Below are 11,886 nucleotides of genomic sequence, written 5' to 3'. Positions count from 1 at the left end.
TCGATGGTTGGTGCGAACCCGACGCCGGTGGCCTGGGGCGAGACGCCTTCGGCGATCAAGCAGGGTGTGGCCGATGCGCTGGATCCCTCGGTCGGCGCGCTCTATGTCTTTGGCTTCAAGGACATCCTGAGCCACGTCACCTTTACCCAGGCGGTGCCGGACAGTCAGGTCTATTCGATGAACCTCGAATGGTTCAACTCCTTGCCGCCGGACGTACAGGAAGGCATCGAATTCGCGGGCGAGATTACCACGCAACAGAACCTGGCCAAGGTGCCGGCCGCGCGCGCCTACGCGATGGCGGAACTGACCAAATCGGGTGTCGCGTTTCACTCACTGACTGACGACCAATTGGCCGAGTGGCAGGATGCCGGCGGCTACCAGCGTTCCGAATGGGATGAGTTCAAGGTCGATCTCGCCGGATCTATGGAAACCTTCAGCGCGCTCGAAGAGGCGGCTGGTACCATGGGCCGCTACTACGTTCACGACGCCTGAGATAGCGTACACGGGGCGGCCCGGATGTCGCCCCGCCATCTCTAACTCTTTCACCTTCTCGAATGGACGGTCGCAGATAACCCCGCGCCGGCCCGCAGGAGAATTGCATGTCGAATGTCCTGAGAATTATCGATCGAAATGCCGAACGCTGGTTGCTTCTGGTGTTCTACACGATGCTCGTGGTCACCATGTTCGTCGAGGTTCTGCGGCGCGAACTGCTGTCCTATTCCTCGATCTGGGGCGAAGAGATTGTCCGCTATTCCTTCATCTACCTCGCCTGGATCGGTGCTGCTGCCGCCGTCCGTCAGAGGGGTCACATACGCATCGACGTGCTGATGCAGTACGTCGGCCCCCGAGCGAAGGCCGCCCTCTACATCTTCGGTGACCTGGTTATGTTCGCCGTCTCTCTGGTGGCTTTCTACTGGTCGCTCGAAACGGTGTTGGTTTCGGCGAAGTTCGGCTCCGTCACCCATGGTCTGCGCATTTCGCAGGTGTGGTTCCTCACCGCGGTGCCGCTGGGCTTCGGCTTGGTGATGCTGCGCCTCATCCAATCCCTGATCCGGGATTTCACCGACTTTCGTCACGGACGCCCCGTGTACGAAGGCGACAAGCTTTTCGACTGAGGAGACGGCCATGCTCTGGAACACTCTCGATCAGACCGTCGAACTTGGATGGGATTTCTATGCCCCCGTCCTGCTCTTTGTCCTGCTGGTGGCCCTCGCGGTACCGGTCTGGGCTGCGATCGGTGCTTCGGCCATTGCCATGCTGGTGCTCTCGGGCGCTCTGCCGCTCAGTCTGGTGGGCGAAAGCCTTTTCCACGGCATCGACCATTTCGCGCTCACCGCGGTGCCGCTTTTCATCCTGACCGGCGATGTGCTGGTACGCACCGGGCTATCGCGCAAATTCCTCGACGTTGCCGAAGCGCTGACGCAGTTCGCGAAGGGCGGTTTCGGTTCGGCGACGGTGCTGGTCTGCGGCATGTTCGCGGCCATTTCGGGGTCGGACGCGGCCGGGGCGGCGGCTGTCGGGCGAATGACGATCAACCGGCTGGTCGAGAGCGGCTATCCGCGACCCTATGCCTGCGCGCTGGTGGCAGCGGGTGCCTGTACGGGCATCCTGATCCCCCCGTCCATCGCCTATATCATCATCGGTCTGGTGCTCGGGATTTCCGCCTCCACGCTGTTTCTCGCGGCGGTTATTCCCGGTTTGGCCATCCTTCTCTCGATCCTCGCCACCAATATTATCATGAACAGGCTCTATGGCTGGGAAGGTGGCGGCAACGTCTCTTTCGCGGAGTATGCCTCCAACCTCGGCAAGGCGCTGAAATCCGGCTGGTACGCCTTCATCGTCCCCGGGATCATCTTCTACGGCATCTTTTCCGGACGGATGACCCCGACCGAGGCGGGTGCGACGGCGGTGGTGGTGACGATCACCATGGGCTTCATCCTCGGCACTCTGAAACTGGCCGACTTCCCTTCGATGTTGGTCAGTTCGGCCAAGGTCAACGGGATTATCCTGCCGATCATCGCCTTCTCCCTTCCACTGGCGCAGGCACTGGCCATTCTCGGTGTGCCGCAAGGCTTTGTCGCCGCCGCGACCACGGTCAGTGACGAGCCCTGGGTGCTGATCGCGATGATGGTGATGATCCTGATCGCCGCCGGCTGCGTGATGGAAACGACCCCGAACATCGTGATCCTCGCGCCCATCCTCAAGCCTCTGGCGGATGATATCGGTATGAACGAAATCCAGTTCAGCATCATGATGATCACCGCCCTCGGTGTCGGCTTCATCACCCCGCCGCTTGGCCTCAACCTCTTTGTCGTCTCCGGGCTGACCGGTGAATCGATCCTGAAGATCGCCTACAGGGCCGTTCCCTTCGTGCTCTTCATGCTGATCGTGACACTGTTCATCGCCTATGTGCCGACGATCTCCACTGTCCTTCTTCCTGACATCTACAAATAGGAGCGCCGTTCATGACCCGTGAATACCTGAAAAAAGCTGCCCTGACGTCCAAGAGCGACGCATCGGACACCAAGAAGATCGTCCGGGGCATCCTTGACGAGATCGAGGCCGGGGGAGATGCCGCCGCGCTGGCATACGCAAAGAAATTCGACAATTACGATGGCGAAATCATCCTGTCGGAAAAGACCATCGAGGCGGCTTCGGCACTGGTGCCCGAGAAGTTGAAACGCGACATCGATTTCGCGCATGCCAACGTCAAGCGCTTTGCCGAGGCGCAGCTCGGCACGGTGAAGGATTTCGAGATCGAAATCGTTCCCGGCTTCATTGCCGGTCAAAAGGCGATCCCCGTGGACGCCGCCGGATGCTATGTCCCCGGCGGGCGCTACAGTCACATCGCGAGCGCCATCATGACGGTGACCACGGCAAAGGTCGCCGGGTGCAAACATATCGTTGCATGTTCACCCCCGCGGCCCGAGGTCGGCATCGCCCCCGCCATCATCTATGCGGCCCATGTGTGCGGCGCCGACAAGATCCTCGCCATGGGGGGCGTGCAGGGCGTCGCGGCGATGACCTACGGCCTGTTCGGTCTGCCCAAGGCCAACATCCTTGTGGGCCCCGGCAACCAGTTTGTGGCGGAAGCCAAACGCATGCTCTTCGGCCGGGTCGGCATCGACATGATCGCCGGTCCCACGGACAGCCTCGTACTGGCCGATAGCACCGCCGATCCGATGGTGGTCGCCGCTGACCTCGTCGGCCAGGCCGAGCACGGCTACAACTCTCCGGTCTGGCTGATCACCGACGACCGTCCGCTGGCCGAAGAGGTTATGCGCCTTGTCCCTGTGCTGATCGAAGACCTTCCGGATGTGAACCGTGACAATGCCACCGCCGCCTGGCGCGACTATGCGGAGGTGATCGTCTGCGCGGATCGCGAGGAAATGGCCGCCACCTCCGACGACTACGCGCCGGAGCATCTGACGGTTCAGGCAGAGGACCTCGACTGGTGGCTGGGTCGCCTCAGCTGCTATGGCTCGCTGTTCCTCGGCGAGGAGACCACCGTGGCTTTTGGCGACAAGGCGTCGGGCACCAATCACGTGCTGCCCACCTCAGGGGCGGCGAGCTACACCGGCGGCCTCAGTGTCCACAAGTACATGAAAATCGTTACCTGGCAGCGCGCAACCAAGGAGGGCGCGCGCCCGGTGGCCGAGGCAACCGCGCGTATCGCCCGGCTCGAGGGGATGGAGGGCCACGCCCGTACTGCCGATATCCGGCTGAAGAAGTACTTCCCCGACGAGTCCTTCGACCTGACGGCGGAAGGCTGAGCCGATGCAGGGGAGCGAGCTTTTCAGCGTTGCCGGCAAGGTGGCCTGCGTTACCGGGGCCAGTTCGGGACTTGGCCGCCACGCGGCCGAAGTTCTTGTAGACGCCGGGGCAAGTGTTGTCGGCGTGGCGCGGCGGGCGGCGTCGCTGGCGGAATGGCAGGCCGAAGCCGGTTCCGCTGCCGCCGCGGTTGAGGGCGATGTGACCGATCGCGGCGCGCTCTCGGCACTGGTACGCCGCATCGCCGCGCCCTTCGGTGCGCCGGATATCCTTGTCCATGCCGCCGGTCTCAATACCCGGGAAATCGCTGACGAGGTCACGCCCGAAGGGTGGGATGCAACGCTCGCGGTCAACCTGACGGCGCCGTTCTTCCTCAGCCAGCAGCTCGTCCCGGCAATGCGGGAGAAAGGCTGGGGCCGGATTGTGAACTTCGCCTCCCTGCAGTCCTTCCGCGCCTTTCCGGGTGGGATCGCTTATGGTGCCAGCAAGGGCGGCGTCACCCAGATGACGCGCGCGATGGCCGAAGCCTGGTCACAGCACGGCATCACCGCGAACGCGATCGCACCGGGGTTTTTCCGGACCGAGCTGACGGCGGCGGTGTTCGACGACCCCGACCGCGCCGCGCGCAACGCCGCCCAGACCTGCATTGGCCGTAATGGCGAGCCGGAGGATCTGGACGGACCGCTGTTGTTTCTCTGCTCGGATGCGTCGCGATACGTGACGGGGCAGACACTGATGCTCGATGGAGGGTTCACCGCCAAATGAAAGCTCTGGTCTATACCGGCGTCGAAAGCCTGACCTACCGCGATGCGCCGGATCCCGAACCGCAGGCTGGCGAAGCCCTGATCCGCGTCGAGAGCGTCGGGATCTGCGGCTCTGACATGCATGCCTACCTTGGCCATGACAGCCGCCGCCCCGCTCCGCTGATCCTCGGACACGAGGCTGCGGGTACCGTGATCGGCGGGCCGCTCGACGGCAAGCGCGTCACCATCAACCCACTGGTCACCTGCGGCAACTGCCCGGCCTGCATTTCAGGGCGAGAGAACCTTTGCGCGACGCGGCAGATCATCTCCATGCCGCCGAGGGAAGGCGCCTTTGCCGAGATGGTCCGAATGCCCGAAGCCAACCTGATCCCGGTGCCTGACCACGTGACGCTGGCCAAGGCCGCGCTGGCCGAGCCTCTGGCGGTCAGCTGGCATGCTGTCCGGCTCGGACTTGAGGCGCTGCACCCCTCGGCCGAGCGCCGGGCGCTGGTTCTCGGCGGCGGTGCCATCGGGCTTGCGGCGGCGCTCGCGCTGAACGCGATGGGTGTTACCGACGTCACGGTGGTTGAACCGGGCGACGCTCGCCAGGCCTACCTGACCGACAGGTGCGGGCTGCGCGCAATCAAGACAGCCGAGGCCATGTGCCCGATCGTCATCGATGCCGTCGGTTATGCCGCGACCCGCACCACGGCCTCTGCGCTTGCTGATCCCGGTGGCGCGATCGTGCACATCGGTCTGGGCGAGGATGCAGGCGGGCTCGATATCCGCCGCATGACCCTGCAGGAGATAACCTTCATCGGTACCTATACCTATACCGCGCAGGATTTCCGCGACACCGCGCAGGCGCTCTTCGACGGTCGCCTCGGCGCGCTCGACTGGACGGAAACGCGCCTGCTGTCCGAGGGCGCGCGCGCCTTCCGGGACATTCGTTCGGGTCACGCGGCGGCCCCCAAAATAATCCTTCAACCTGACAATCAAGGAGTTTGAACCATGGCTGAAATCCCGCAACTACTGGTCCACGAACATGACGACAACGTCGGTGTCGTTGTCGTCGAAGGCCTGACCGCCGGCACCGACATGCTGGTCTGCGTCACGCATGACAATTCGACCTTCCGCCTCAAATCCGAAGCCGACGTGCCGATTGGTCACAAGATCGCGCTCAAGGACCTCAAGGAAGGCGGCACCGCCATCAAGTACGGCGAGGACATCGGCAAGATCATCGCCGACATTCCCAAGGGCGCCCACGTCCACACCCACAATTGCAAGACCAAACGCTGGTGAGCCCGGTTAAGGCAACGACGCGATAGCGACAAAGGAAAGCAAAATGGCTTCTAAATATTCCAACATGACAGTGCGCGCCTACCGCCGGGAAAACGGTCGGGTCGGGGTGCGCAACCACGTCGTCATTCTCCCCGTCGACGACATCTCCAATGCCGCCTGCGAGGCGGTGGCCAACAACGTCAAGGGCACGCTGGCGATCCCGCATGCCTATGGCCGGCTGCAATTCGGCGAGGATCTCGACGTACACTTCCGGACAATGATCGGCACCGGGTCCAACCCCAATGTGCATTCGGTCGTCGTCATCGGCATCGAACCGGGCTGGACCAAGCGGATTGCGGACGGCATTCGCGAGACCGGCAAGGAAGTGGCGGAATTCTCGATCGAGCAAAAGGGCGATTTCGAAACCATCCGCGCCGCCAGCTGGGCCGCCAAGGATTTCGTTCACAAGGCCACGGAGGTCCAGCGTGAGGAATGTTCGATCTCGGAACTCTGGGTTTCGACCAAATGCGGTGAGAGCGATACCACGACCGGTCTCGGTTCCTGCCCCACGGNCGGCAACATGTACGACAAGCTGCTGCCCGAGGGTATCACCGGCTTTTTCGGCGAAACCTCCGAAATCACGGGGGCCGAACATATCTGCCAAAAACGCGCGATCAACGAAGAGGTCGGCGAGCGCTGGCACAAGATGTGGAAGGCCTATCAGGATGACGTGATCTTCGCGCATCAGACCGACGACCTCAGCGACAGCCAGCCCACCAAGGGGAACATCGAAGGCGGGTTGACCACCATCGAAGAGAAGGCGCTTGGCAACCTCGAGAAGATCGGCCGGACCTCGCAGTTCATCGACATCCTTGAACCCGCCGAGGCGCCGCAATCCGGCAACGGGCTCTACTTCATGGATTCGTCCTCTGCTGCGGCGGAATGCGTGACCCTGATGGCGGCGGGCGGCGCGGTGATCCATACCTTCCCAACGGGGCAGGGCAACGTGGTCGGCAACCCGATCGTGCCGGTGATCAAGATCACCGCCAACCCCCGCACTGTCCGCACCATGAGCGAACACGTGGACGTCGATGTCTCCGGCATCCTGCGCAGAGAACAGACCATCGACGAGGCGGGCGATGCCCTGATCGAGATGATCTGCCGCACTGCCAACGGGCGCAACACCGCCGCGGAAGCGCTCGGGCATCGCGAATTCTCGATGACCAAGCTCTATCGCAGCGCCTGACCCAAATACGGGGCGTTGCGGAAGGGTGACGCCCCGTTTCACGGAGAGCCCAACATGCCAGACTCCGAGATCATCAGTCTCGAGGACGCCGAGGCGCTGATCACCCGCGTCCTCTGCGCACAGGATGTCCCCGAGGCGCCAGCGCGTTCGGTCGCCGCGGCCCTCGTCGCCGCAGAGGCCGAAGGACAGTCGGGCCACGGCTTTTCACGGCTTGAGGATTACGTGGGGCAGGTCCGCTCCGGCAAAATCCGCGCCCGCGCCGAAATCACTTCACGCCAGATCAGTCAGACCAGTCTGCTGATCGACGCCGGTCACGGTTTTGCCTATCCCGCGCTGGACCAGGCTATTGACTGGGGCGTGCAGGTCGCGCAGTGCTACGGCACCGCGGCGATATCGATCATGAATTCGCACCATTGCGGCGCGCTTTCGGTGCAGGTTGAAAAGCTGGCCCGCGAAGGGTTGATCGGCCTGATGGTCAGCAACGCACCGGCGGCCATCGCGCCCTGGGGCTCATCGGTTCCCGTTTTCGGCACCAACCCGATTGCGTTTGCCGCGCCGCGCAACAGCGCGGAACCGTTGGTTATCGACCTGTCGCTGTCGCGGGTGGCGCGGGGCAAGGTGATGCATGCGCGGAAATCCCGACAGTCGATCCCCGAAGGATGGGCGCTGGATGCGGAAGGAAAACCAACGACCGATCCCGAGGCGGCGCTGGCAGGCTCGATGATCCCCATCGGAGAGGCCAAGGGTACCGCGCTGGCACTGATGGTCGAAATACTCGCCGCCACCCTGGCGGGCGCGAACCATAGCCCAGAGGTGTCGTCTTTTTTTACCCCTGATGGCCCGCCGCCGGGATCGGGCCAGTTTCTGCTGGCGTTGCGCCCCGAAGGGAAGGAGGCCTTCGCAGACCGGCTGGAGGCGCTGCTGACCACGGTTTCCAATTTGGAAGGCGCCCGTCTACCGGGCACGCGGCGCAATTCGGCTATTGCGCACGCCCGCGCCTGCGGTCTCGATGTGCCGCGCCACTACCTCGATACTGCACGGAGCCTGACCTGAACCGATGACCGATCCGCAACCCGCATCCGGCACCGCCAGCCCGTTTCCGAACCGCATCAAGGTGCTGTTGCCGGGCGTTCTGATTGCCGCGATTATCGCGCTGGCCAGCCAGTTTATCGCCGAACACTATGGTGCGCCCACGATGCTGTTGGCCCTTCTGTTCGGTATCTCGCTCAATTTCCTCGGCCACGAGGCGAAATCGAGGCCCGGCATCGACTTCGGCTCGCGGCAGCTCTTGCGTCTCGGTGTCGCTCTTCTTGGGGTGCGCATCAGTGGCGAGGTCCTGACCTTGCTTGGATGGAAGGTTGTACTGCTCGTGGTGCTGGCCGTCGTGGCGACCATCGGCTTCGGCCTTGCCGTGTCGCGTCTTTTCGGGTTCCGCTACCGGTTCGCCTTCCTCTCTGCGGGGGCGGTTGCAATCTGCGGCGCGTCGGCTGCCATGGCCATCGCCGCGATCCTGCCGCGGGACGCGCGTTCGGAAGAGAGGCTCATCTTTACCGTGGTCTCGGTCACGCTGCTCTCGACCCTCGCGATGATCGTTTATCCGGTCCTGAGCGTTGCCATCGGCTTTGACGACAAGACGACGGGTATCTTCATAGGCGCCACCGTCCATGACGTCGCTCAGGTCGTGGGTGCGGGGTTCTCGGTCTCTGAGGAAACCGGCAACGTTGCAACATTGGTGAAACTATTGCGGGTGATCATGCTGGCCCCGGTCGTGGTGGTCGCCGCGCTGGTAATCCGCACGGTAGCATCAGCGCAGGAGGCGAAAGGCAAGAGACCGCCGCTGGTGCCCATTTTCGTGATCGGATTTGTGGCGCTGGCTGCACTTCGCAGCACCGGTCTGGTGCCCGAGATCATCGTCGAGATTGCATCCGAAGCGTCCCGCTGGCTGCTGGTGGTCGCAATCGCCTCGGTTGGTTTGAAAACCCAGCCCAAGGACATTCTGAACGTCGGTTTACCCGCCGTCGCCTTGCTGGTTGCCGAAACAGCGTTTCTTGCAGCGCTGGTCGGGATCGCGCTCGGCTTTCTGCCGTTGGCGGGCGCAGGTTGAGAGAGCTTTTCGCGAAGACGAACCGCCGATGCGTCGCTGCCAATTCGCGATGGCAGTCCCACCCCAATCGTCAGACGGAGACTTTCGTCAACAGCGCCTCGCGCGAAATCGTTTCCTTCTGACCCGATAGAATGACCTCGCCCCGCCGCAGGACAACGAAGTTGTCCCCCAGGTCATAGGCGAACTGGAAGAATTGCTCGACCATGACGATCGCCATCTGTCCTTCTTTACGCAGCACTTCGATGACGCGGCCAATCTGCTGGATGATATTGGGCTGTATCCCCTCCGTAGGTTCATCCAGCAAAAGAAGTTTCGGCCGGGTAATCAATGCCCGGGCTATCGCAAGCTGTTGCTGTTGACCGCCTGACAGGTCACCGCCGCGGCGGGCCTGCATGTCCTTCAGGACGGGAAACAGGGCATAGATTTCCTCAGGCACGCGTCTTTGATCGGGGGACAGGCAATTGAACCCGGTCTCAAGGTTTTCCTGCACCGTCATGAGCGGAAATATCTCACGGCCCTGCGGGACGTAACCGATGCCCTTCTGCGCCAGAAGATGCGGCGGCAGGATGCCCAGTGCACTGCCGTCCAGCGTGACGTCCCCTCCTGATCGGGGGTGCACACCGGCGATTGCCTTGACAAGGCTGGTCTTGCCCACCCCGTTTGTCCCCATCACGCATGTCACCTGCCCCTTCGGAGCCTCAAGAGAGACCTCGCGCAGGATTTGCGAATGGCCATAATGCAGCGACAGGTTTTCGACCTTAAGCATGATTTATCGCCCCAGATAAACGTCGATAACGTTCTTGTTTGCCGTGACATGATCCAGCGAGCCCTCCGCCAGCACGGACCCTTCGTGCAGCACCGTGACCCGGCAATCCAACCTGCGTACGAATTCCATGTCATGCTCCACCACCACGACCGCGCGCGTCCGGGCGGCTTCGACCAAGAGGGCCGTGGTGTGTTCACGCTCCGCCGGGGTCATGCCTGCCGCGGGTTCGTCGACAAGAAGCAATCGCGGTTCTTGCGCAAGCAGCATACCGATCTCCAGCCATTGCTTCTGGCCATGGCTGAGTTCCCCGGATTTCCGCAGGAGCGCGTCTGAAAGCCCGATCTCGGCAGCCAGCGCCTCCACCCGGTCAAGATCCGCCGCAGTGGGCCTGTAGAACAACACCGCGAAAGGCCCCCGCGCTTTTCTGAGTGCCAGAACCAGATTTTCCTGAACGGTCTGATCCTCGAAGACCGATGGCTTTTGAAACTTGCGGCCGATACCGACCCCGGCAATGTCTGCTTCGGACAGGCCCCGGAGGGACAGGCTCTTTTCGCCCCAAAGAATATGGCCCGTGTCCGGCTTTGTCTTGCCGGTGACAATATCCATGAAGGTGGTCTTTCCCGCGCCGTTCGGTCCGATGATCGCGCGCATCTCGGCCTCGCCGATGCGGAAGGACAGGTTGTTGATCGCACGGAACCCGTCAAAGCTGACAGACACGCCGGAAACCTCGAGCAAGGTGGTCATTCGGTTGCCTCCTTCTCACGCAGTGACCCTTGGTCTGGGCCCAGATCGGCGCCGTGCCGGTCGGGGCTGAAACGGTGGCTGAGCAGATCAAAAAGCCCCCCGATGCCTTTGGGTGCGAAAAGAGTGACGAGCACGAAGGAAAGACCCAGTACGACAAGCCACCAGTCGACCCACTTGACGGTGTAGAAGCCCAGCGGGATGTCGGGGGCCTGCCCGCCGGTGAACCACGAAGAAACAAGGCTCACGAAGGCCGCGCCGATCACCGCGCCGTAGATCCGTCCGCGTCCCCCTATCGCCACCCAGACCGCAAGATAGATCGATGCTATGGGGGCGATCTCGGCCGGATTGATGATACCGGCCTGCGGGTAATAGAGCGCCCCCGCGATCCCCGCCATACAGGCGGTCACGGTAAAAATCGTCAGCTTGTAGGTTTCGACGGAATAGCCGAGGAATCGCACCCGCGCCTCGTTGTCGCGTATCCCCCTCAGGACGGAACCGAACTTGCCCGAAACCACCCATGCGGCCAGCAGATACCCCATGCCCAGTGCCAGGGCGGACCCCCAGAGGAACCACAGTGACACCAGCGACTGCGGGACGTGATCCAGCCCCGGCAGGTTCTGCAGGCCGGACAGACCGTTATTGCCGCGCAGGCCGCTGTCATTCTGGAAGAGGTAGAGTGCCAGCGCCAACGTCATGGCCTGTGTCAGGATCGACAGGTAGACGCCTGCCACGCGGCTGCGGAAGGCCAGCCAGCCGAACGCCAGTGCCAGAAGGCCCGGCACCAGCACGACCAGCAGCAACTGCACGAAGAGCGAATCCGCAAAGGCCCAGACCAGCGGGAAGTCCGAACTTCCCACGACGCCGAAAATCTGATTGCCGATGGCATCGGAAATCTCCTCCGGGGTCGGGGGGATCGGTGCGTCGGCCAATGCCTCCACGACGATATCGCGGGTCCGCTCGTACATCAGCCACATGCCGATCATGTAGCCGCCCAGTCCGAAGAAGGCGAAGTGCCCCAAAGACAGGATGCCGGCATAGCCCCAGACAAGGTCCATCGCGATGGCAGCCAGCGCCAGACACAACGTCTTGCCCAGCGTCTTGACGAGGCTGGTCGATATCACCCCGATGCCCAGCCCTTCGGAAAGAACCGTGACCGCGACCGTGAACAGCGCCAGAAGCAGAACGAAAATGATCGTGGACGGGTGACGCATCAGGAAACCGTGTGGCATGG

General features: G+C 62.6%; 13 protein-coding genes. 10 read left to right on the top strand and 3 right to left on the bottom strand.

All coding sequences use genetic code 11. The annotated features are described in order from the left end of the window. The 10 genes from dctP to A3764_RS10585 all read left to right on the top strand — a co-directional run. Positions 1-492, top strand: a 492-nt coding sequence (dctP, locus tag A3764_RS10630; RefSeq protein ID WP_201722423.1) for a TRAP transporter substrate-binding protein DctP, incomplete at its 5' end; no start/stop codon positions are given. A gap of 107 nt (positions 493-599) precedes the next feature. Further along, complete coding sequence (locus tag A3764_RS10625; protein WP_067925361.1) at positions 600-1,115, top strand: TRAP transporter small permease; 516 nt, start codon at positions 600-602, stop codon at positions 1,113-1,115. Between the two features lie 10 nt (positions 1,116-1,125). Continuing rightward, positions 1,126-2,454 (top strand): TRAP transporter large permease, encoded by a 1,329-nt coding sequence (locus A3764_RS10620; protein ID WP_067925363.1) that lies wholly within the window; start codon positions 1,126-1,128, stop codon positions 2,452-2,454. Positions 2,455-2,465: 11 nt separating this feature from the next. Beyond that, positions 2,466-3,773 (top strand): histidinol dehydrogenase, encoded by a 1,308-nt coding sequence (hisD, locus tag A3764_RS10615; protein WP_067925366.1) that lies wholly within the window; start codon positions 2,466-2,468, stop codon positions 3,771-3,773. Positions 3,774-3,777: 4 nt separating this feature from the next. After that, positions 3,778-4,536 carry an SDR family NAD(P)-dependent oxidoreductase gene (locus A3764_RS10610; protein ID WP_067925369.1) on the top strand — a complete coding sequence of 253 codons (759 nt, stop codon included), beginning with the start codon at positions 3,778-3,780 and terminating at the stop codon, positions 4,534-4,536. After that, entirely contained in the window at positions 4,533-5,522 is a 990-nt protein-coding gene (locus A3764_RS10605; protein WP_067951570.1) for an alcohol dehydrogenase catalytic domain-containing protein, read from the top strand. The genes A3764_RS10610 and A3764_RS10605 overlap by 4 nt, the downstream gene beginning before the upstream one ends. A gap of 3 nt (positions 5,523-5,525) precedes the next feature. Further along, a complete protein-coding gene (locus A3764_RS10600) occupies positions 5,526-5,816 on the top strand; it encodes a UxaA family hydrolase (RefSeq protein ID WP_067924648.1) in 291 nt (96 codons plus the stop codon). A 43-nt stretch (positions 5,817-5,859) separates the two neighbouring features. Beyond that, a complete protein-coding gene (locus A3764_RS10595; protein ID WP_067951569.1) occupies positions 5,860-7,041 on the top strand; it encodes a UxaA family hydrolase in 1,182 nt (393 codons plus the stop codon). A gap of 54 nt (positions 7,042-7,095) precedes the next feature. Then, the gene (locus A3764_RS10590; protein ID WP_067924640.1) at positions 7,096-8,094 is read left to right on the top strand and encodes an Ldh family oxidoreductase; all 999 of its coding nucleotides are present in this window, start codon (positions 7,096-7,098) and stop codon (positions 8,092-8,094) included. 4 nt (positions 8,095-8,098) lie between these two features. After that, the gene (locus A3764_RS10585; protein ID WP_067951568.1) at positions 8,099-9,145 is read left to right on the top strand and encodes a YeiH family protein; all 1,047 of its coding nucleotides are present in this window, start codon (positions 8,099-8,101) and stop codon (positions 9,143-9,145) included. Between the two features lie 70 nt (positions 9,146-9,215). Here the strand turns inward: A3764_RS10585 and urtE are convergent, their stop codons facing one another. The 3 genes from urtE to urtC are packed head-to-tail and all read right to left on the bottom strand — an operon-like array spanning position 9,216 to position 11,884. Beyond that, the gene (gene urtE, locus A3764_RS10580) at positions 9,216-9,911 is read right to left on the bottom strand and encodes an urea ABC transporter ATP-binding subunit UrtE (RefSeq protein ID WP_067927542.1); all 696 of its coding nucleotides are present in this window, start codon (positions 9,909-9,911) and stop codon (positions 9,216-9,218) included. 3 nt (positions 9,912-9,914) lie between these two features. Then, a complete protein-coding gene (gene urtD / locus A3764_RS10575; protein WP_067927544.1) occupies positions 9,915-10,655 on the bottom strand; it encodes an urea ABC transporter ATP-binding protein UrtD in 741 nt (246 codons plus the stop codon). Then, entirely contained in the window at positions 10,652-11,884 is a 1,233-nt protein-coding gene (gene urtC / locus A3764_RS10570; RefSeq protein ID WP_067927547.1) for an urea ABC transporter permease subunit UrtC, read from the bottom strand. Before urtC ends, urtD begins: the two co-directional genes overlap by 4 nt. Between the last annotated feature and the right edge of the window lie 2 nt (positions 11,885-11,886).

The organism is Sulfitobacter sp. HI0129 (assembly GCF_001635395.1).
Taxonomy (GTDB): Bacteria; Pseudomonadota; Alphaproteobacteria; order Rhodobacterales; family Rhodobacteraceae; genus Sulfitobacter.
The sequence above is the reverse complement of the archived record's forward strand: the minus strand, read 5'-3'. Positions and strand labels throughout refer to the sequence as shown.

Bases quoted from the DNA above. Each gene is read 5' to 3' on its own strand.
- hisD (WP_067925366.1), top strand. From the start codon at position 2,466: ATGACCCGTGAATACCTGAAAAAAGCTGCCCTGACGTCCAAGAGCGAC.
- urtD (WP_067927544.1), bottom strand. From the start codon at position 10,655: ATGACCACCTTGCTCGAGGTTTCCGGCGTGTCTGTCAGCTTTGACGGG.
- A3764_RS10585 (WP_067951568.1), top strand. From the start codon at position 8,099: ATGACCGATCCGCAACCCGCATCCGGCACCGCCAGCCCGTTTCCGAAC.
- urtC (WP_067927547.1), bottom strand. From the start codon at position 11,884: ATGCCACACGGTTTCCTGATGCGTCACCCGTCCACGATCATTTTCGTT.
- A3764_RS10620 (WP_067925363.1), top strand. From the start codon at position 1,126: ATGCTCTGGAACACTCTCGATCAGACCGTCGAACTTGGATGGGATTTC.
- A3764_RS10590 (WP_067924640.1), top strand. From the start codon at position 7,096: ATGCCAGACTCCGAGATCATCAGTCTCGAGGACGCCGAGGCGCTGATC.
- A3764_RS10625 (WP_067925361.1), top strand. From the start codon at position 600: ATGTCGAATGTCCTGAGAATTATCGATCGAAATGCCGAACGCTGGTTG.
- A3764_RS10610 (WP_067925369.1), top strand. From the start codon at position 3,778: ATGCAGGGGAGCGAGCTTTTCAGCGTTGCCGGCAAGGTGGCCTGCGTT.
- urtE (WP_067927542.1), bottom strand. From the start codon at position 9,911: ATGCTTAAGGTCGAAAACCTGTCGCTGCATTATGGCCATTCGCAAATC.
- A3764_RS10605 (WP_067951570.1), top strand. From the start codon at position 4,533: ATGAAAGCTCTGGTCTATACCGGCGTCGAAAGCCTGACCTACCGCGAT.
- A3764_RS10600 (WP_067924648.1), top strand. From the start codon at position 5,526: ATGGCTGAAATCCCGCAACTACTGGTCCACGAACATGACGACAACGTC.